Source organism: Paraeggerthella hominis, assembly GCF_021044775.1.
Lineage (GTDB): Bacteria > Actinomycetota > Coriobacteriia > Coriobacteriales > Eggerthellaceae > Paraeggerthella > Paraeggerthella hominis.
In genome coordinates, this window is record NZ_JAJNOQ010000001.1 from 412,965 (window position 1) to 432,587 (window position 19,623).

The window sequence follows — 19,623 nt, forward strand, 5'->3', positions numbered from 1 at the left end:
CGAAAGTGTTACCGCCGTCCGAAGCCGTAACAAACAGTATTCACCATTTCGGCTCATGCTTGCATTTTGATGCAGCATTTGCCGGGTTTCGCCCCCCGCTATGCAAACAGTCCGACGCAAGAAACCAGCCGTAAATCGACGCAAGCGACCGTTCGGTTTCTTGTCGTGCACCACTTCTCCCGTCGCAAAACGGGTATGATAGCACACGATATGCAATGAGAGCCTGAGAACTAGAAGGATTCAATATGACGCTGACAGAAGCTTCTTTCGCCTACCTGGGACCCGCCGGAACGTACAGCGACGAGGCCGCGCGGTCCTTTGCCGCGCGCCTGGGAATCGACGAGCCGAACCTGGTGGAATGCCCGTCTTTCAGCGAGGTGTTCGACTGCGTGGATCGCGGCCGCTGCACCTACGGCGTCGTAGCCATGGAAAACGCCCTCGAAGGTCCGGTGACGGCCACGCTCGACAACTTCGCGTTTCGCAGCTCGGCCACGATCCTCGGCGAAGAAGTGCTCGACATCCACCACTGCTTGCTGGTGCATCCCGAAAGCGACCTTGCGCGCATCAAGACGGTTGCCTCGCATCCGCAAGGCCTCGCGCAATGCCGACGCTACCTGAACGAGCAGCTTCCGGGGCGCGCCACCATCACCACGTCCTCCACCGCGGAGAGCGCGCGCCTAGCCGCATCCGATCCCGAAGTGGCCGGCATCGGCAACTCGTTCGCCGCACAGCTGTACGGAGCGCGCGTGGCCGAGGCGGGCATCGAGGACCACTACGGCAACCAAACCTCGTTCGCGCTCATCGGCCGCCAGGGGCATCCGCCGGTTTTCGAGGGAGAGCGCTTCAAGACCTCGCTCGCGCTGTTTCTGCAAGCGGACAAGGCGGGCGCGCTGCTCATGATCCTGTCCGAGTTCGCCTACGCGGGCATCAACCTAACCAAGATCCAGTCCCGGCCCACCAAACAGGCGCTTGGCGAGTACATGTTCTTCGTGGACCTGGAAGGCAGCGTGAACGACCTGCCCGTGCAAACCGCGCTCAACTGCCTGCGCCTCAAGCTGCGCGAAGTGAAGGTGCTCGGCAGCTACCCGATCGGATAGCGCATCAACCTATGGGAACCGGGGCTGGGGAAGAGACCCGATCGCTCAGACAGTCCTCGCTTCGCTGCGGAACTCGCTTGGCGGACCTCTTCCCCAGCCCCTCCGCCGATCGCGGCCATTCCACCGGGCAGCTCTTCGCTGGCCCGGGTTCTACCTGGAAGGTTCTCGGGAATCGTTAGAACGCCAGTACTCCCAGGTGCTCGAGCAGGATTTTCAGGCCGATGAGAATGAGGACCACGCCGCCTGCGATGGTGGCCGTTTTTTCGTAGCGCGCGCCGAAGCGGTGCCCAACGGCAACGCCGACAAGGGAAAGCGCGAACGTGGTCACGCCGATGACGACCACCGAAGCCACGATATCAACGCGCAGAAACGCGAACGTGATGCCCACGGCCAAGGCGTCGATGCTGGTAGCCACCGCCATCATCGTTAGTTCGCGCAGGTCAAGCCGCCCGTCCACCGCGCAGGACAGCTGCTCGTCATCGTCGCCGTGAAACGAGTCCCACAGCATCTTCGCGCCGATGATCAGCAAAAGCCCGAACGCGATCCAATGATCAACCGGCGTGATGAACTGCTCGAACTGGGTGCCCAACGCCCAGCCGATCAGAGGCATGAGCGCCTGGAACCCTCCGAAGAACAACGCGATCACCAACGCCTGACGCATGTTCAGGCGCTTCATGCACAGCCCCTTGCACACGGAAACCGCAAACGCGTCCATGGACAAACCTACGCCCACCAGCAGCAATTCGACAAAACCCACAGCGCAATCCTCTCGTCCGCCTTCGACCCCAGCAAACCCCGTGCGGCCTCTTCCCCGCATCAGGGCATAAAAATACCGGCGCGCGCCGGTTGCGGAAATGCACGGTGCGACGCCTTCGTCACACCGCGAGTCTTGTCATTTAATGCTGGCCAGCTTCGTCCGAAGCAGTATGTTGACCCAGCCACGCCGTACGGCGCCGACTACTCCCCCACGGGATTGAGGTATTTTACCACAGAGACCCGCTCGCGCGCCCGTCTTTTAGCGGACCGCGCGCTACGCCCGGAAGACGCCTTCTTCTTGGCGGAAGAACCCTTCTCGCATCAGGTCGTTTACGATGGACTCGAACGTCTCGGCATCCACGCCGTCGCGGCCCGCCGCGCGCTCGAACGCATCCAGGCGAGCGGCCAGATCGTCGAAGCCGATGCCCGGCTCGGCCAACACCACGCGCACCAGCTCGGCGCGCTTCTGACGGCGCGACCCGTCGAACGTCGATTGCCGCGCGTAATGGGCGCTGCGCCGCGAGGGATTGGCGACAAGCGTTTTCAGATGCGCGCCGTAATCCAGAAGCGCGTAGTACCAGGCGCGCGCATCGTCTTGCGGGCACGTAGCGGCCACGAGCGGCGTCAATTCCCGATCGGACACCTTGTCGCGCTGGGGGAACACCTCATGCAGAAACACCGTGCGCACGTTCGTCTCAATGTAGATCGAAGGCTTGCCGAACGCGAACGCCATGACGCCGGCCGCCGTAGCCGGGCCGATGCCGGGAAGCTGCTGCAGCTGTTCGGCCGTGTCGGGAAGGGCGCCGCCATGGGTGGCGGAGCATTCCTCGCACGCGCGCTTGAGAGCAAGGGCGCGCCGGTTGTAGCCAAGCCCCTGCCATTGCGCCAGAACATCGGCGGTGCCGGCCGCAGCCAGCGCGTCGACCGTGGGAAACAGCGACATCCAGCGCTCCCAATGCTTCAGCACGCGCGTCACTTGCGTCTGCTGAAGCATGACCTCCGAAACCAAAACCGCGTAGGGATCGTCCAGATAGCGCCAAGGCAGCTCCCGATAGCGCAGCGCGCCCTCTTCGCGAACCTTGGCCTCGAACGCCTCGCGAGCTAACGGAGCGTCGGCGGGCCACGAAGGCGAATCGAAACCCGCTACGCGCACGGCTGCGGGCTTTCCGGGTTCGCGTCGTCCGGAGCCTCGACGGTCAGATGAGCGCAGGAAACCGAGCAGCTTGCCACCCTGCACGCCTCGGGCCGAGCGTCGGCTGGCGCATGCACGGGAGCCTCCTTGCCGCGAGCCTTCGCAAGAGCCGCCTCCACCACGGGATGCGTTGCCCCCAACTCGATCAAATCCTTGAGCGTAATGGAGCCGAAGTAATCGTTGAGCAGGCGATCCGCGCCCTGCCACAGCTTGTTGTACGCACAGGATTTCTGCTTCTCGCAATACTCGGGGTCCAGCACGCACAACGACACGCTCACCGGACCCTGGATAGCCTCCAGGACCTCGAGCAGCGTGACCTCCGCAGGATCGCAATTGAGAGCCAGGCCGCCGCGCGCTCCGCGCACCGTTTTGATAAGCCCGCCCTTGACCAAGTCGTGCTGAATGCTGCGCGCGAACGCGTAAGGGATGTCCTCGTCTTCGGCGATATCGGACACCGACACGTAAGCGTCGCCGCTTTTATAAGCGGCACGAAGTATCCTGCAAGCGTAATCGCAGCGTCGCGTGATGTCCATCGATTATCCCTCTTCCCCTTTCAGCAGGTCCTCCAAGTGCTCGAGGTCGCGGCGAAAATCGCTGATCACCGCGTTTTCAAGCGCACGGTATTCCTCCGAATCGAGCGGCTGGTAGGCCGCCATCTTGTCGAACAGATTGTCCGCCGTCACCGGCACGTAGCGCCGCGCCATAAGGCTTGCCTTGTAGGCTTCCTCCACGGCCTCCCGCGCCGCCATGTAGATGTCGTAGCGAGGCATCTGGGCAGAATAGCGCACGAGGGCCGCCTGGTCGACGCCGCGCAGCGAAGGATGCTCGCGCGCGATCTCCATCCAGATGTCCGCGCGCTCCGACGCCGTGGGAAAATCGATGTCGACGATGGACAGCGGCTCCAGAAGATCGTAGAAGAACGGTTCGATCTCCCCCGCTTCGGACGCAGACGCCAGCACGAACACGTCGGGGTTCTCGACAGCCGAGCGTATGAGGTTGATGGCCTCGCGCGCGCCGCGGGACAAACTTGCCATGAGGAAGCCGCCGAGATCGTCCCCCGCAGGCTCGGACACCGGCGACGCCCACAGGTCAAGATCCTCCAGCAGCAGAACGCCCGCGCCTTCGAAGGCGTTGCGAGCCGCGTTCAACTGGGGCTGGCGGTCGGCCTGGGCCATCACGCACAGGACGGGCATGCCCTGCAGGTTCTCCTCCATGCGCATGCGCAGCGCAGGCAAGCCCAGCTCGCCTAGCGTGGCAACCATGAACCGGTTCGCATCCTCGCGCGCCGGCGAGCGGAACAGCAGCGCGTCGGCGGCGGGCATGCGATCCAGCCCGTGCCGCGCGTTCAGCTGCCTGACCAGCTCTTGGAACTGGGGGTCGCCCTGCATGCCCACCCCGAAATCGCGCATGAGCGCCACTGTTCGATCGTATCCCACCAGCTCTCGATACGTGATGCGCTCGAGCGTGGAAAGAACGGCCGCGCTGTCGGCGTCATGGCCGGTCGCATCCGCGCTTTCCTCCGACGCCGCTTCGACCTCGCCGGAAGAAGACGCGTCTTCGGAACCTGCCGACGCATCTTTTTCGGCGGGCACGGCCGCTTCGGGAGCGTCCTTCGCCTTCCCGGCGCGCTGCGCCGGGGCGGTCACGTGCTCGACGCGCAGCAGGCGCGCGCCGTCAAGGCCCAGAAAGTCCTGCGAGATGAGGTCCGTCATGTCCTCCAGGTCCTCGCGTGAAAGGCCGAACTCCTGCAGCTTGTCGAGAGCCAGGCCCTGCAGCTGCTCGGCGCAGGAGACCGTTTCGTCGGAAGACAGGTACGGCTCCAACCGCTCGAACACGTATTCGGCAATCGAGCGCTCCTTGAGCGCGCAGGCAAGCGCCCACGCCTGCTTGAGGCCTTCGAGCGCCGCCTCGTCGGGCGCCGTGCCGTCGGTGCGGCGCGCCTGCTCGAAAGCGGCAAGGTACAGGTGCATCCCCAGCACCGCATCGCCCGCTGCGCAAGCCTGCGCGGCTCGGCGAAGGTACTCGCTGGATGAATTTTCGTGCTCGTCGTTTTGGCTGGGCGAGCTGTTCGCGTCGTTCTCGAGCATGTACCCAACCTCCTTTGCGTATGGTATCTGCACATCGTGCGCAAAAATGACTATGTTGAGGTCACATTTTACCCGATAGAGACGCATGCGGCGCGGCATGCACTCAAAACCCAAAAACACTGCGGCTGGGAATCAAGGGGCGGGCGAACCGAAAACGCCGAAACCCAAGAGGCTACCAGTCGAGGATGCTCCATCCGCACGCGCGCGCCGTACGGGTGAGCGGGCGGTCCGGCGTGACGGCGAACGCCTGTTTCGCGGCGCCCAAAACCACGCGGTCGGAATGATGGTCGCCGTACGCGGCAGCCAGCTCCCACTTGCCGGGGCCGAAATGCTCGTCGCCGAAGCGCTGCACCGCAGCCAGCTTCTCCTCGCCTTCGACCGGAAGCCCCTCCACGCGGCGCTCGTAGGTGCCGTCAGGAGCAACGCACATGCGCGTGGACACCTGGTGCGCGAAGGGGTGGTGCTCCATGGCGCGCAGGATAATGGGTTCGAAGGTGGCGGAAACCACCAGCACCACGTCGCCCGCTTCCGCATGGGCGCGCATGGCGGCGTCGGCCTGCGGACGGAAAATCGGCGCAATGCTGTGGTCGTAGAAGTCGGCCAGAAACGCGTCGACTTTCTTGGCAGGCCAGCCCTCGAAAGCCGTGAACACCAGCCCGCGCACGCGCGCCTCGTTCTGCGGAAGGCGCAGCTTGTAGGCAGCCGCCCATAGCAGGATGCGCGAGACCACGCGCTTGCGCAGAAGGCCCAGCTTCATGAGATGGGCGACCAGCAAGACCGGGGAGTTGCCGTCAATGCTCGTACCGTCGAAATCGAACACCGCCAACTGCACGGGCGCGTCGGAATCGGTCGACCCCGTTTGGCCGCGCACGCCTGCGGGTGCAACAACCCCCGCGCCCTCCTGATTCGGCTTCGCTTCAACGTTCGGTTCTACGTTCGCGCTCTGATCCCCGCTCCGGGACATGGCATTCCATTCTCATCGTGTCGACGGAGCCGCGCCCTTGGCGCGGCGGACGGGAGCTCGCATGCAGGCCCCCGCCCGCCGCGCGCTACCCCTCGCTCCCGTCGTTGCATGCAACGAATTGAGAAGTATAACTCTTTAATTCTCAATACGCTAGGTATGCTACCAACTGGTGTTTTAGATTCGCCAATGCTAGAAAAGCTCGCAAAAACGCCAACTTAGGATATGCGAAGGATATGGGAAAGCGTCGAAAAGGAGACCGAAATGAAGAAGATGAAGAAGAAACGCTGCTACGCTCTAGCCGATTACATGGAGGCGGCTGCATGTTCCGACGACCCGAGCGACCGCGTCGCGGCGTGCCCGGTGGCCGCCGCACAGAGCTTATCAAGCCCGTAAATCGAACCCCAAACGCAAAAAAATAGGGCGCACCCGTCATGGATGCGCCCTCTTCGCTTCATTGCTTGCGCAAGTACTCCTCGCCCCCGTCGGCGGTCCCCACGGCGATGTAGCGCGTCTCCCCCGTCCAGGACGTGTAGCGGCCCCACAGGTAGCCGTCGGACACCTCGCCCCACTCGTCGAGCGCGACCGTCTCTCCCTCGGCGTACGACGCGACCACGGCCCCCGACATGCCCGGAGCGTCGCGCACGTTGAGCGAGTCGGCGACGCACTCGTAGGTGCCGCCGGCGACTCCCGACGGCGCGGGAGCTGGCTGCGAGGGCTGCGCCCCTCCCCCGTCGGCCTTGCCGTTGTACGCGAGGATTCCGTCCCACGGAAAGTCGTAGTACGGGCGCATCAGGCTCTCGCCGCCGGTCTGGTCGCCGACCTGCCCGCCGACGATGCCGCCGAACTCGTTGGACAGGTACTCGGACAGCATGTCGGGCACGGCGCTCTGGCACATGGCCGTATGGTTGGCCTCGTTGAGGTAGATATCCCCTCGCTTGGCTACGTAGCCGTCGCCCATCGGGTGCCACTCGAACAGCCCGGAGCCGACGAACACGGCGCGCATGTCGCCGGTGTACGTCGCGGCATCCAGCGCGCCCTCGTAGGCGCTGCCGCGCAGGGCCTCGCGCCAGCAGTCGATGACGGAGCTGGCGCAGTCTCGGTCGCCGACGGCGAACGGCGCGCGCACCCCCTCGCACTCCCACCACTCGACGGGGCCGGAACCCCACCGCCCGTCGCCCTGGGTGTATCCGAACCGGCAATCGTCCACCTGGCGGCGGTGGGACGTCGCCGCGATATTCGCGCGATCAGGCATTGGGGGCCTCCTTCTCCGCCGGGGCGAGCGCAGCCTGCACGGTGGCCTTGTCCGACGTGGTGGCCGTCACCTGCTTGGTCGTCACCACTTGGTTGATGGTCTGCGCGCTCGCGGCGCTCTTGCCGTCAACGTACGCTTCGGCTGCGGCGTAGATGGCCGCGCTGAACATGGTGCAGACCATGCCCGTGGTTGCGAGCGCCGTGTTGTCGGTAGCCAAGCCCGCTACGCTGCCGCCGACGGACGCGAGGGCCGCTGCCGTCGCGATCCAGAACTTGCGGCTGGTCAGCTTCTGCAAGATCTCTTCCTTGGTCATTTCGATTCCTCCTTCTGCGCGTGCTTCGCGCTTTCGATTTGCGCTTCTTCCTCGAAATCGGGGACGTCCGCGATCCCCAGCTTGGACAAGAAGGGGTTGGGCCTCTTCTGCGGGAGCGCGCTCCCCTCCTTCGCCATCTTCAGCCGCGCCAGGCTCACCGTCTCCACGATGAACAGCGCGGCGGTGCCGTACGTCACTTCAGGCGGCAGGAACGCCCCTATGGCTAGTCGGCACCACGCCTGGAGCAGGACGTACGCCGTCCAAGTCAGGTACATGAGCGCGATGATGACCGTGCTCCCCTTGGGCTTTCTCACTTGTCCTCCAAACGGTCGATGCTGTTGAACAGCGTCTTGAACTTCTCGTCGCACTGTTTCGGCTGCTGTTCGAGCTTGAACACGCGCTCGATGACGCCGTTGTGCTTCTCGACGTGCGCCGACAGGTCGACGACGTCCTTCTTCACGCCCTCGATCCGCTCGGCCATTACGGCCGACTGCTTGCTGTTCGCGACGATGACGCCGATCAGCGTGACCGCGCCCGTGATGCAGGCGGCTATGATCGCCTCCAAGGAATCACCTCCCCTCTTGCAATAAGAAAGCCCCGCGAAAGCTCGCAGGGCTCAACTGATCTGATATCGTTCGTCGACGGATGCTCTTATTGCGGATCGCCAGGATCTTGGCCTGATTCGAGCACGTCGGACGCGCCATCGAACTCCGGAAGTCCCTTCAGGTAGCCGTATGCGGCTTCGACCGTCATGGACTGGTCGTACGGCGTGTCGTACACGTTCGTTTCGATAAACACGTTCATAGGCTCCTGCGCCGTCATGAGCAGGGCTTCCTCGTCCTCCGTCAGCTCTTCCTTCCCCTTGCGCGCCAGATCGTCGCGGCGCGCGGCCTCTTCGTACCATGCCTTCTCCTCGATCCGCTTGCTTCTCGACGTGTAAGAGGCTACTTCGATGGTGTTCTGCACGTTCGTAACGACGTTCACGCCGACGATTCGGTGGTAGTTGGTCGACACGCCGTTGTCCAAGACTATTCGTTTGCTCAATGCCATGCTTCTCGCCTCCTTATGCGTACCCGACCACTTGAACTATATAAATGTGATCTACGTCGTAAATATTACCGCTATTATCTACCTCGCCATACCAGGTGTCGTATCGTGAGATAGCGTTTCCAGACACTGTTACAACCTTGCCTTTTCCATAATAATTACCCTGGGAAAGCACCAACGGAACAAACAAAGCAACCCTCTTCCCGTCCGGGTTGTAGACCCTCGTTGACGCATGGTTCATGTCGTTGACGCCGCCGTAATAGATAATCTCCAACATGCTGAAATTAGCAGCGGTTTCGTTCAGCGTGACCGTCCCGTTCGTGCCAGATGCGTTGCTGTACAGCACTTTGCCGCCGTGCAGCACTCTCGTCGAGTTCTTGGTTAAGGCGGCGTTTGCCACGTCGAAGTTGCAACTCGGACCCGACACGTTCATTGACCCCGCGAAGCGGGAGTCCATCGTGACCTCGAATCCTTCCGTCGAGCTAGCCGCGGCTCCGAAAGCCACGGTCTTGCCGCCGTTCCCGATATCCATCGGCCTGAACTGTGCTGGGACGATAGCCTGTTGCGATACGCTGCCGCCGCTATCGGTGACCGTGACGCGCACGTAATACGCGCTGCCGGCGGATATATTGCCCCCTCCTATGACAGACGATATGCTTCCGCTCGATGCCGCAGGGTTCGTGCTTGTCGCCGTCGTCCACGACGAGGCGGCAGTTGCCCGGTATTCGATCTTCAGGGAGGTGGCTTTGTTGGACGGGTTGATCGACGTGTCCACAGCCCACGATCCCGTGACTTTCGCATACGTGCCGCTGTCGCTCGCCGTGCCGTTGCTCGTGCATCTGACGGCTGCCAAGTTGCTGACGGTCGGTTGGATGTAATTCCGCTCCCAGACGGCGTATAGGGTCACAGCCGAGTTCGACGTGTACGATCCGCCTGCCGCATAGGTCGCGCTGGTAGCCGTTGGAGAGGTTGCCCAGCCTTTGAACGTGTAGTTTGCTCGCGTCGGATTCACGGTCGAGAGCGTCAACGTCTCCCCGTACCACTTCGTTTGAGCGGAAGGAGCGCCCGTGCCTCCGTTGGCGTTGAAGGACACCGTGTACGAATCAAGGGCGGGAACGGTGAAAACCACGTCGCCGCTTCCGGAACTCGATGCGACCGACCCGTTCATGTACCCAGACGAGTTGACCGCAGCTACGCCGAGGCTTACATTGTACGCGCTGTGCCCGCGGGCGTAGGAGTGCGAGTGCGAACCCTCCCAGTGGCGCGTGTAATCGTATCCTCCGTAGGAAGAGTGCATGCCTCCGCTTGCAGATGCGCACGCCCCTCCTGCGGTGTCCCATATCGTGGTCGTGATGCCCGACGAGATGTCGAAGCCATATCCCTGCGCCTGGACGCCGAAAGCAGTGACCGTCACGGTGAAATGCGTGCTGCTTAGCGAGGTGACGTAATCAGCGAAAGCTCGCCAATAGTTGACCGTGTTGCTGAAAACGGTTGCCAATTACATTCCACCTCCTACCCTGTGTATACGAGCGTCAAATGCCCGTCGCTGTTGGCTACGAACGAGTACTTGCCGATGGTCAGCTTGTCGATGCTCGCAGTGTCGATGTCCGCATCGTTTATGTGCATCTGCTTGTTGCCGATGTGCGCGACTTTCGCGTTTCCTTCGTAGAACCCAAGCTCGGTGCTTGTTAGCCGTGACTTGAAGTTGCTGTCCGTTCCGCCCAGCTCCAAGAACGACGACGTACCGTCGGAGCCTTCTCGAATCCAGTTCTCCACGACCTCGGTTCGACCGTCGACGTACTTTCTCTCGTCCGTGAACTTCGCCTCGACCGTTCCCTTGTAGACGTTCAGCTCGGTCGACAAGCTGCTTATCATCGTGGAGTTGTTCTCCGCTTTGATACCGGCGGCTCCTGCTGCGGTCTCGCAGCCTTCGACGCGCGTTTCGATGTCCTCTGGAGCAGGCGTCCAGTCGGTGGCTTTGTTGCCGCGCTCTAATTTGTACCAGTTAACCGTGCATGTTCCAGCAGAAGAAACTCCACTATTATCCACACTTGGATAGTAGTACGCCGTTACTTTGCGTATCTTGCTGGTATCGTTCGGTGTTGTGAACGTATAGCTTTTGGTCGTATCTTTTCTTTCTTTGATGGAGATATTTTTATTCCACGACCAATCATCAGCATATAAAAAGACATTTAGATACTTGTTGTCCTCGGAGGTTTTGTCGTCGTTGGTTCTTCCGTTGACGGTTAGAGTGTATGTCGTGTTAGGTTCAAGAACCACCGATAAATTTCTTGTATCGAAGGCGTACTCATGATTGCTAGTATCGTTCGCCATCGAATCTAAAACAAGGTTCCTACCGCCGACCTCCAGCCCGTCGATGGCGTCCTTCGCTGCGTTCGCCGTCTCCTTGACCTCAGACACCGTGAGGTTGATGCCGTCTGCGGCAACCTTGATCGCCGCGTCGGCCTGCTCTTTGGTGTAGTACCCGCCGAGGGTTCTGGTCACTTCCTCTTTGGTCGCAGCCAGCTTGATGGCATCGGAGTTCTGCGTGATGCTCGTCTCCGCTTTCGTCACGCGGACGGCCAGCGCGTTCACGTCCTCCTGCGCCTTGTCGGCGGCGGCTTGGGCTTCGTCTGCTGCATCCTGGGCGGCGTCGGCTGCTGCTTTCGCGTTGTTAGCCGCCGTCTGGGCCGTAGCCGCCTGCTCCGCTGCGTCGTTCGCCGTCTCGTCGATCTCCGTCAGCCTTGAAACGGTGGAGCTGATCTGCCCGGCGTTCTGGGATATCTGCGATTGCAGCGACGCCGTGGCCTCGGTGAGTTCGGTCTTGCGCGCGTAGTCCGCAGTCATGGTTCTCGACACGGTTTCAAGCTCGGCGTCGAGCGCGTCTATGTCCCGCTGCGCTTGCTCCGCGTCGAGCTTCGCAGCAGCAGCTGTAGACGACGCCTCCTGCGCAGCCGTCTTGGCCTCGTTCGCGGAGGTCTGTGCAGCCGAAGCGTTGGCGTTTGCCTGCTCCGCCTCGGCCTTGGCGTTGATCGCAGCCGCTTTAGCGGTCTCCACAGCGTCTTTAGCCATGTCCGCTGCCGTCTTCGCCTCGGTAGCCTTAGCGTCGGCTTCCTCCGCTGCCTGCCATGCCGCATCGGCCGCGCTCTGGGCGTTCTCCACGTCGGTCTGCATGCCCGTCACGAGCGTTTCCACGGCATCCACGGCTGCTTGCGCGGCCTTCGCCTCCGCCTGCGCGTTAATTGCTGATTGAGCCGCCGATTCGGCTGCGGCTTGCGCCTCTTCCGAAGTTCGCAGCGCGCCTTCGGCTGCTTCCTTCGCCTCGTTTGCCTTGCTCTGCGCTTCGTCTGCTCCCGCTTTGGCGTTTTCCGCCGTCTCCTGCGCCTGACCTGCCGCCGCGTTCGCCATGATCGCGTTTTTCGCAGCTTCCTTCGCTTCCGCGCTTATCCCGGCTACCGCGTCGATCTGCGCATTGATGGACGCGTTGAGCCTGCGTATCTGCTTGTTCGTCTCGCCCGTCACGGCATCGAAGGTGGTCCCCAGCGTGTAGACCGTCTGGCTTGGGTCGTTCAGGTCGGGGTCGATCTTCGCCACCAGCATGTACGAATCGAATCCGTGAGGCTTGCTTCGCACGCGCACAAGCTGGCCGGGCCGCAACGGAGAGCAGCCGTCCATGAACATTGACATGTCCACGGCCTTTATCTCGATGGTCGTTTTCGGCGACGTGTGCTCCTTCAGCGCTATCACCGCCGAATCGAGGAGGCCGTCGGCGGTCACGGCCTCCGAATCGGACCATTCCAGCTCGATCATGCCGTACTTCCGGACGGCCTCCGCGTCGTAGACGACGTCGCCGTCCTTGCGGAAGCGCGCGTCTTTGGAATAGGTGCCGTCGGGCAGCGATTCGAGCGTCGCGTATTCGTCCGATCCGTCGGGCTTGCCGCCCTTCGGCCTGATAGCCGTGTACAGGCTCGATGCCGAATCCGTGCGCGCGTAGTCGAGCAGGTTCACGCCGAAGTCGATCACCTGCGCGTTGACGTCCACGCAATCCGCCAGGTAGTCGATGACGCGCCGCCCGTTCTCGCGCCTGACGAACACGTAGCCGCCGGGGCCGTCGAGCAGCTTCGACTGCAGCTCTTCGGACGTCGTCGGAATCTGGGACGATGCGCGGTATATGCGGTCGTTCTTGTCGAGCAGCGCGCCCTCGTTGCGCCCCACGTCGAACCGCTGCGCCTCCGACACGCGCGAGTTGTGCTGGTCGATCAGCCATTGGAAATATCCGCTCACGGAGGAAGGGGCGGAAAGCTTCGCCTCCCCCTCCACGGTCGAGTACGGGCGCACCAGCGAATCTCCGAGGTAGGCGAGCTCGCCCTTGCACGATGCCGTGCGCGTGTTCTTGAAATCCTGGGACAGCTCCCACACGTAGCCGGCGAAGACCAGGACGCCCCCGTCGTACACCTCCACCGGGCTCGACGAGTCGCGCTCGCGCACCGTGCCGAGAAGCGGGTGGTTCGGGGCCATCGTGAACACGAGCGACCCGGCCTGGTTCAGCCCTCCGGACAGCTTCGCGTCGGTCAGCAGAGACTCGTCTCCTCGCGGGTCGTGCAGGTAAGCGTCGCCGTACTTGACGATGTACACCTTACACAGCCCCCTTCACGGAGATGCCGAAATGAGGATCGCCGATCGACGTGTTGTTCGGATCGCACAGAACGAAGCTCGGCGACTGCGTAGTGGATTCGGTCGTCTGCTGTGCGACGAACGAGCAATGCGTCGAGTTCGTGCAGCTGTTGATCGCGATGGACGCGAACGGGCGGGACTTGAACGCGAAGGGGTACGCACCGAACGACATTTTTTGCGTCGCGTACATGTTGCCCCAGGCGGAAAGCCCCTGCGACGGGAACGCCTTGTCGTCGATCCAGCACTCGGCGGTGCCGTCGCTCCATTTCTTCCACCGCCATTCGCCCGTCTTCCCGCTGGAGACAACGTAGCATTTCCCGAGAGGGTCTATCTTGTCGGCGTTCCTGTTGAAAGCCTCGGGATCGATGTAGTCAGACCCGTTCACGTACTCCAGGTCTAGGTTAGCTGTTGGCATTAAAGATCACTCCATTCGTACTGTATGTAGGTCGCGTTCTCTCCGACCGCCTCCTCGTACACCCTAAGGTCGGCCCATCTCGTCTCCGACAGCTCCGCCCACCTCGTCTCGGCGAGGTCTTCCCATGCCGAGGACTTGGCGTTCGAGCTTCCGTTCATGGCCATGACCTCGTCCCATCTCAAAGACGACGCCTGCACCCACGTCATGGCGTGCGCCTCTCCGTCGGCGAGCTCGTACCAGCACGTGTTGCTGACCTCCCGGCTGTTGATGTACAGGTCGTTCCACCCCTCGCGGAAAACCACGTCGTTGAGGCGGTACGTCCCCTTGCCGAGCCGGATGACCTCTCCGTCGGCGGTCGTGACCTTGGTAGGCTGGTCGCACTCGATGACCGGCTGCACGGGACGCCGACCGCACTCGAAGCGGTACATCCTGCCTCCGCTCGCATCGAGGCGGTAGGTCTGCGTCCCCTTGGTTTTCCACGGATCTGCCGTGACGTTGACCTTGATGTACCCGATATGGGCGGTGCTGTAGTACTCGTCAACCGCGAACCGGCCATGGTACGTGTACCCTGGGTCCATCGTCAGCGAGTAATCGAACTCGCGCCCGTGGAGGAAGTTCGACGCCTCCGTCTTGAGCTGCTCGAACATCTCCGGCTCGATGACGCCGAACACGAACGACTGGTTCCTTGCCCCGTACGCGACGTCTCCGGTCAACGCCTCGGTGAGGTCTATCGACCCGCTGCCGCCAGGCACGTCGACCAGGTAGGTCTTCGGAGCCGGAGGGGACAGCGTGCAGTCGTCTGACATCACCATGCCGAAACGCTCGAACAGGTCGACGCCTCCGACGACGATCCTGTTTTGAGGGTTTATCTCCTCCATCTTCTACCACCTCCTGAGATTCTCCACCCTGGCGAGCTCCGCTCCGATCGGTTGCGCGATTGACGACGCCAGCTTCTTCCCGTCCACGTAGACGGAGACTTCCCTGCCTTCCGCAGAGGCGATTGCCGCCGCCATGGCGTTGTACACGCCTTCCTCCGTTATCCCGCCGCTCTGATCGACCCTGACCGTAACGCCGTTGGACGCGGCGTATCCCGCCGACGACATCCTCGGAGCTGATACGGCCATGTTCGAGAACGGCGCTGCCATTGCGTCGGCGAACCTCGTCGCCGTCTTCACTGCTCCTGCTCCCATGGCGGCCATCGACTTGGCTACCGATCCTGCAGCTGCGTCGATACCCTCTGCGGCTCCGAGGGGAACCCACCTGAACGTCGCCTTCATCACTTTCGACGGGGACGCGATGCCGAAGAAGCTCTTCACGGCGTCGAGCGCACCGGAGCACACGTTTACGATGGCGTCCCAAACAGCACCCGCTGCGTCGCGGACGCCCGACACCATCCCTCGTACCATGTCGCCGGCTGCTGACGCCATCTGCCCGGCGAACCCGGCGACCTTTCCAGGAAGGCTCGATACGAAAGAGATCACGTTTCCGACGAACTGGGATCCTGCCGTCGCCGCCTGGCTCGCCATCGACGCCGCCCACGACGCTGCAGCAGATACAGCAGACGAGAGGAATCCCGACACCGATCCTGGAAGCCCGGCAAAGAACGACACGACGCTGCTCACGAACCATGATCCTGCCGCCACGGCCTGCGCCGCCATCGAGGACGCCCATGCGACCGCGTCTGCGACCGCCTGGTCGAGCCACGACTTGACGAGCATAGGGAGCTGCGAGAAGAAAGCGCCGACGTTCGTCACGAACTGGTTCACCGATTCAGGCAATCCTGCAAGGAACTCGACGAACCCGGTGAACGCGTCGATGGCGAATGTGGCGGCCTGCACGATTCCTCCGAAGAGGGCGACGACCAGCGACAGGGCTGCCCCGAGCACGGTGCCGAGGAAGTCGGCGACAGGCTGAAGCGCCTCGTACATGCGCTGCGCTGCCCCGAGAAAGTCGCCGATCATCGGAGCAAGCTGCTCCAATGCCGGGATCACCCACTGGCCTATAGCGCTTCCGAGGCTCTCGAGAAGCGTCGACGCGGTCGAGAACGCTGCCGCCAGCGTCCCCGCGAACTGAGCTGCTACAGGGGCGAACGCGTCGACGAGGCGTCCTATCCACTCTTGCGCCGTCGCGATGGCCGACGGGAGCTTCTCGCCTATCTCCGACACGATCGGGCCGAACGCTTCCTGCAGCGACCCTGTCGCCGCCGCGATGGAATCCTGCATTCCTTGCGGAAGCGAGCCCTTCACGGTCTCGAACGCGGTCGAGAACATCGTCCCCAGCGACGCAGCAAGCTCCGGACCTACTTTTGCGACGAGCTGCGGTATCGAACCCAAGGCCGTCCCTAGGATGCGACCGAGCCTCGGGATTATGTTCCCAGCGGCCGTGACGACGGAATCGACAAGCTGGCCGGTCAGCGCTTCGAGGTCGGCGTTCTCGTCGGCAAGCCCGGTGAGCCAGTTCGAGTAGGCGGCTTTCGCCATCGCAACAGATCCTTCGATGGTGGCTGCGGCCTCCTGCGCGGTGGTGCCTGTGATGCCCATCTCCTGCTGCACCACGTGGATGGCTTCCACGATGTCGGCGTAGGAAGAGATGTCGTACTTGATTCCCGATATCTTCTCGGCATCGTCGAGCAGGCGCTGCATCTCCTCCTTTGTTCCTCCGTAGCCTAGCTTGAGGTTGTCGAGCATCGTGAAGTTCTGCTTCGCGAAGCCTTGGTACGCGTCGGTGATGCGCCCCATGTCGGTGCCCATCTTGTTCACGTTGTCCGACATGTCGGTGATCGCCATGTTCGCGTACTCGACGGCGGCGTTGGTGTCGCCGCCGAGGCTCTGCAGCAGCGACGCGCTGAACGACGTAGCCTGCTCCATGTACTGGTTCGCGCTCATGCCGGCCGTCTTGTACGCGCCGGCAGCGTAAGCCTGGAGCTTCCCGCTGCTCTCCTTGAACAGCGTGTCGACGCCTCCAACCAGCTGCTCGTAGGATGCGTAGCTTTCGAGCGCGGATGCGGCAACCTTTGCGACGCCGGCGACGGCGGCAGCAGCCGCTGCCACGAGCGCTGCGAGCCCTGCTTTTGCCGCCGTTGCCGCCGCTCCTCCGAAGCTTCCTCCGAACGACTTGCCGACCGAGTCCCCGGCGCTGCTCGCGTCGACTGATTTCAGCTGCGCGGCGATGTTCGCCTTCTTCAGCTTCGGGTACAGCGCGACGTACGCGCTAGCCAATTCGCTTGCCATCGCGAGCCTCCTTCCTCGGCATCGACAGCCTTCTCTCGTACTCTTCCTGCGTCATGGACGCGGAGCGCTTCTTAGGAGCCTCCCTCCAAGGCGGGACAAGTTGGCCGTCCTTGTCGCGCCACGAGTTGAGCAGGTGGAAGAGCATCCACTCGGCGTCCGTCCACTGCGTTTCCGGGTTGATCTTCGCCAAAGTGAGCGAGCCTCTCGGCAGGCTGCGGGACAGAGACGCCGCATGCCTGACCGACACGCTCCCTCCCACGTCGTCGATGCAGACGCCGTAGTACCTCTGGAGGTCGGCTCTAAGCTCGTCCGGGTACTTGCGGCGCACCTCGGCGAAGAAGATCAGTTTTTTGCCTCTCCCTCGTTCATCTTCGCCATGAGCTCGTTGAAGAACCCGGTCATGGACGTGGCCGTAGTCACTCCCGCCTTGTTCGCGAGCGCGCTCTTCACCTTCGGGTACTGGTCGCCGAAGACGCGCTTGCACAGCTTCGGGAACGCGAAGATGTTGCCGTCCTGCATCTCTCCGAGAAGCTCCACTACCTCGATGTCGTTCATCACCTCTTTGTCGACCGTAACGTCGATTCCCTTTACGTTTACGGTTACGGGCGTTTCGTTCGCCTTTGCTTTGCCGTTCGTCGCCATTACGCGCTCTCCTCCTCGATTTCGGCGTAGTACTTGTACGCCTTGTTTCCCTGCTCGTCCGGAAGTGCCTTGATCTTGATCTCGGATCCGAGAGGCTCGGATCCGGAGTACTTCATCTCTCCGACCTCGATGACCTTCCCGCGAGGGACGACGGTCCGCTCCACCATGGTCTCGGAAAGGAGCACCTCGAACACGTAGGATCGCGCGGCGGACTGCTTGCTGTTCACCAGCACGGCGATGTTGCCTTTACTGTCGACCGTCACGTTGTCCTGCCCGTACCGCTCTGCCAGCGCGTGCTTGTTCGTCTCGATCGGGTGGAACGCGTACGTCACCTCGTGATCGGTCCTGACGACGGCGACCTCGTCTCCTCCGAACGCTTTGAATCCCTCCGTGTCGCCGTTGATGGCCTCCGTGATGCCGTCCTCGTGGATGTAGCCGAGGCTGTTGAACCCTTCCTGCAGCGCCGTTGATGCGTCGGTCGGCACATTTGTCCCTCGGTCGGCCGAGTACACGGATCCTCCTACTTTGGGCTTCGGAATGTGCACGTTTTCAGCGTTTTGCGCCATATCTCATCCTCCTATGCTGATAAGCCGCCCGAAGAGGGCGGCTAAACCGTTTTTATGTCCGCGACTATCTGGTAACGTGGCGAATCGGCAGCCGGGAAGCTCGCAATCGAGTTGATGGAAACCGCCCTGACGTTCGCCTCGCGCTTGAACGACGGCAGCATGTCGCGGATGCTGCACGCCATCTCCGCCGCCTCCGCTCTCGTCTGCGCCCAGCATTGGATGGCGACGGCAGGGTTGTCCAAGACGACGCCTGTCACCCCTCCGCCGGTGCGCTCGATCGACACGAAGCGCTCCGGGCGCGGGTTCGGGACCTCCGTTGCAGCGTCCCATCCGGTGTTCGCGGCTATCCATGCGACGAGCGCAGCCTCGATGTCGTAAGGCATGGCATCACCCCTTTCCCGCATCGACCGACTTCACGAGGGAGTTGTGCTTCGCGTTCGACGCGATTGATGCGGCGTCTGCGGTCTGCACGAAAACGTGCGCCGAAACCTCCAGGTTCTTCGCCACGACGCCGTAGCGAGCGTTCCCGCTCTCGCTCATGCCCTCGGCGTTGCGCGCGATGCGCTGCCCTCTCGCCACGAGGTCCGCCCTCACGGCCGGCATCTTCATGATCTCGCGCGCAGCTTGCCCGTTGATCTTGAGGCCGCTTATATCAGCCATGGGTCGCCGTCACCTCCACTTCTCTGTTCCAGTCGCCGGGAGGCTCTGGGTCGAGCCACGGGCGTGGGTCGCCGATGACATCGAACCATTCTCCGTAGACCCACACCCGCGCCTTCTCCAAGCTGCCGCCGTAGGATTTCGGGAAGTACAGCGTGTAGGCGACGGACACGCCCTCCGGACGGTTTGACTCTCCGATGGAGGACGTGGGGCCGACGGCCGCCAGGACGTTGCCGACGGTCTCTACCGCGACGTCGTAGACGGGGTTCCCATGGGAGTCTTTCCCTGCTTGCGCCTTGGTTTCGACGATCACCGTGGTTCCATGGAGCATCACGCATCACCCCACGGGTGGACGAATCCGGCGCTCTGGCGGCCGATGCCGAGCCTTCGCCTCTCCGCAGACGTCAGGTAAAGGTCGCCGGTCGGGTTCGCGTAGGTTAGGGACTGGCTGAACGGCCCAACGGTCACGCCGCCCTGCGTTATCGGAGCCTGGTCGACATGCGACATCATCGCTCGCTTCACCATCTCGCATACGGTGAGCGAGAGCGCGTCCTTCGTCAGCTCATCGTCGATATCCAGCTCAACGCCGAATCTCCGGCACTCGTCGGCGACGACGAGGGACGCGTCCTTCAGCTTCTGCTCCGCGCGCGCCTTCTCGTCACCGCTCGAAAGAGGTCGCCAGCGCGCTTGGAGATCTTCTACGCTCGCGTAAGCCTCCATGCCAGCGGCAC

24 protein-coding genes are annotated in these 19,623 nt (G+C 62.5%); 2 read left to right on the top strand and 22 right to left on the bottom strand.

Annotated features, from left to right (window positions below):
• The first annotated feature begins 245 nt into the window (after positions 1-245).
• Positions 246-1,097, top strand: a complete 852-nt coding sequence (pheA, locus tag LQE90_RS01830) for a prephenate dehydratase (RefSeq protein WP_114565883.1) — start codon at positions 246-248, stop codon at positions 1,095-1,097.
• Positions 1,098-1,272: 175 nt separating this feature from the next.
• Here pheA and LQE90_RS01835 read toward each other — a convergent pair whose 3' ends face one another.
• The 5 genes from LQE90_RS01835 to LQE90_RS01855 all read right to left on the bottom strand — a co-directional run bounded on the left by LQE90_RS01835 (position 1,273) and on the right by LQE90_RS01855 (position 6,096).
• A complete protein-coding gene (locus tag LQE90_RS01835; RefSeq protein WP_216528635.1) occupies positions 1,273-1,854 on the bottom strand; it encodes a manganese efflux pump MntP in 582 nt (193 codons plus the stop codon).
• A 273-nt stretch (positions 1,855-2,127) separates the two neighbouring features.
• Positions 2,128-3,006 (bottom strand): HhH-GPD family protein, encoded by an 879-nt coding sequence (locus LQE90_RS01840; protein ID WP_216528636.1) that lies wholly within the window; start codon positions 3,004-3,006, stop codon positions 2,128-2,130.
• Positions 2,997-3,578 (bottom strand): RrF2 family transcriptional regulator, encoded by a 582-nt coding sequence (locus LQE90_RS01845; RefSeq protein WP_114565886.1) that lies wholly within the window; start codon positions 3,576-3,578, stop codon positions 2,997-2,999. Before LQE90_RS01845 ends, LQE90_RS01840 begins: the two co-directional genes overlap by 10 nt.
• Before the next feature lie 3 nt (positions 3,579-3,581).
• Positions 3,582-5,132 carry a ribonucleotide reductase subunit alpha gene (locus LQE90_RS01850; RefSeq protein ID WP_114565887.1) on the bottom strand — a complete coding sequence of 517 codons (1,551 nt, stop codon included), beginning with the start codon at positions 5,130-5,132 and terminating at the stop codon, positions 3,582-3,584.
• 172 nt (positions 5,133-5,304) lie between these two features.
• Positions 5,305-6,096, bottom strand: coding sequence for an HAD family hydrolase (locus tag LQE90_RS01855; protein WP_114565888.1), 792 nt, complete (start codon positions 6,094-6,096; stop codon positions 5,305-5,307).
• A 261-nt stretch (positions 6,097-6,357) separates the two neighbouring features.
• Here LQE90_RS01855 and LQE90_RS12355 point away from each other — a divergent pair, with 261 nt between their 5' ends.
• Positions 6,358-6,489, top strand: coding sequence for a hypothetical protein (locus LQE90_RS12355; protein ID WP_255713155.1), 132 nt, complete (start codon positions 6,358-6,360; stop codon positions 6,487-6,489).
• A gap of 58 nt (positions 6,490-6,547) precedes the next feature.
• Here the strand turns inward: LQE90_RS12355 and LQE90_RS01860 are convergent, their stop codons facing one another.
• The 17 genes from LQE90_RS01860 to LQE90_RS01940 form a co-directional block, all read right to left on the bottom strand.
• On the bottom strand, positions 6,548-7,348 hold the full coding sequence (locus tag LQE90_RS01860) for an SH3 domain-containing protein (RefSeq protein ID WP_216528637.1): 801 nt from the start codon (positions 7,346-7,348) through the stop codon (positions 6,548-6,550).
• Positions 7,341-7,661 carry a hypothetical protein gene (locus tag LQE90_RS01865; RefSeq protein ID WP_216528638.1) on the bottom strand — a complete coding sequence of 107 codons (321 nt, stop codon included), beginning with the start codon at positions 7,659-7,661 and terminating at the stop codon, positions 7,341-7,343. The genes LQE90_RS01860 and LQE90_RS01865 overlap by 8 nt, the downstream gene beginning before the upstream one ends.
• Positions 7,658-7,975, bottom strand: a complete 318-nt coding sequence (locus tag LQE90_RS01870; RefSeq protein ID WP_216528639.1) for a hypothetical protein — start codon at positions 7,973-7,975, stop codon at positions 7,658-7,660. Before LQE90_RS01870 ends, LQE90_RS01865 begins: the two co-directional genes overlap by 4 nt.
• Positions 7,972-8,226 (bottom strand): hypothetical protein, encoded by a 255-nt coding sequence (locus LQE90_RS01875; RefSeq protein WP_216528640.1) that lies wholly within the window; start codon positions 8,224-8,226, stop codon positions 7,972-7,974. The genes LQE90_RS01870 and LQE90_RS01875 overlap by 4 nt, the downstream gene beginning before the upstream one ends.
• Positions 8,227-8,312: 86 nt before the next feature.
• A complete protein-coding gene (locus LQE90_RS01880) occupies positions 8,313-8,711 on the bottom strand; it encodes a hypothetical protein (protein ID WP_216528641.1) in 399 nt (132 codons plus the stop codon).
• A 13-nt stretch (positions 8,712-8,724) separates the two neighbouring features.
• Positions 8,725-10,206 (bottom strand): InlB B-repeat-containing protein, encoded by a 1,482-nt coding sequence (locus LQE90_RS01885; protein ID WP_216528642.1) that lies wholly within the window; start codon positions 10,204-10,206, stop codon positions 8,725-8,727.
• Positions 10,207-10,220: 14 nt separating this feature from the next.
• Positions 10,221-13,343, bottom strand: coding sequence for a phage tail protein (locus LQE90_RS01890; RefSeq protein WP_216528643.1), 3,123 nt, complete (start codon positions 13,341-13,343; stop codon positions 10,221-10,223).
• Position 13,344: 1 nt separating this feature from the next.
• Positions 13,345-13,797 carry a hypothetical protein gene (locus tag LQE90_RS01895; RefSeq protein WP_216528644.1) on the bottom strand — a complete coding sequence of 151 codons (453 nt, stop codon included), beginning with the start codon at positions 13,795-13,797 and terminating at the stop codon, positions 13,345-13,347.
• Positions 13,797-14,675, bottom strand: coding sequence for a hypothetical protein (locus tag LQE90_RS01900; RefSeq protein WP_216528645.1), 879 nt, complete (start codon positions 14,673-14,675; stop codon positions 13,797-13,799). Before LQE90_RS01900 ends, LQE90_RS01895 begins: the two co-directional genes overlap by 1 nt.
• A 3-nt stretch (positions 14,676-14,678) precedes the next feature.
• Complete coding sequence (locus LQE90_RS01905; protein ID WP_216528646.1) at positions 14,679-17,027, bottom strand: phage tail protein; 2,349 nt, start codon at positions 17,025-17,027, stop codon at positions 14,679-14,681.
• On the bottom strand, positions 17,008-17,274 hold the full coding sequence (locus LQE90_RS01910) for a hypothetical protein (RefSeq protein WP_216528647.1): 267 nt from the start codon (positions 17,272-17,274) through the stop codon (positions 17,008-17,010). Before LQE90_RS01910 ends, LQE90_RS01905 begins: the two co-directional genes overlap by 20 nt.
• Positions 17,275-17,369: 95 nt before the next feature.
• Positions 17,370-17,669 (bottom strand): hypothetical protein, encoded by a 300-nt coding sequence (locus tag LQE90_RS01915; RefSeq protein ID WP_216528648.1) that lies wholly within the window; start codon positions 17,667-17,669, stop codon positions 17,370-17,372.
• On the bottom strand, positions 17,669-18,235 hold the full coding sequence (locus tag LQE90_RS01920) for a phage tail tube protein (protein WP_114565898.1): 567 nt from the start codon (positions 18,233-18,235) through the stop codon (positions 17,669-17,671). Before LQE90_RS01920 ends, LQE90_RS01915 begins: the two co-directional genes overlap by 1 nt.
• 41 nt (positions 18,236-18,276) lie before the next feature.
• Positions 18,277-18,618, bottom strand: coding sequence for a hypothetical protein (locus tag LQE90_RS01925; RefSeq protein WP_216528649.1), 342 nt, complete (start codon positions 18,616-18,618; stop codon positions 18,277-18,279).
• Positions 18,619-18,622: 4 nt separating this feature from the next.
• A complete protein-coding gene (locus tag LQE90_RS01930; RefSeq protein ID WP_114565899.1) occupies positions 18,623-18,895 on the bottom strand; it encodes a hypothetical protein in 273 nt (90 codons plus the stop codon).
• The gene (locus tag LQE90_RS01935) at positions 18,888-19,205 is read right to left on the bottom strand and encodes a hypothetical protein (RefSeq protein WP_114565900.1); all 318 of its coding nucleotides are present in this window, start codon (positions 19,203-19,205) and stop codon (positions 18,888-18,890) included. The genes LQE90_RS01930 and LQE90_RS01935 overlap by 8 nt, the downstream gene beginning before the upstream one ends.
• A gap of 17 nt (positions 19,206-19,222) precedes the next feature.
• Positions 19,223-19,612 (bottom strand): Gp19/Gp15/Gp42 family protein, encoded by a 390-nt coding sequence (locus LQE90_RS01940; RefSeq protein ID WP_114565901.1) that lies wholly within the window; start codon positions 19,610-19,612, stop codon positions 19,223-19,225.
• Positions 19,613-19,623: the final 11 nt, after the last annotated feature.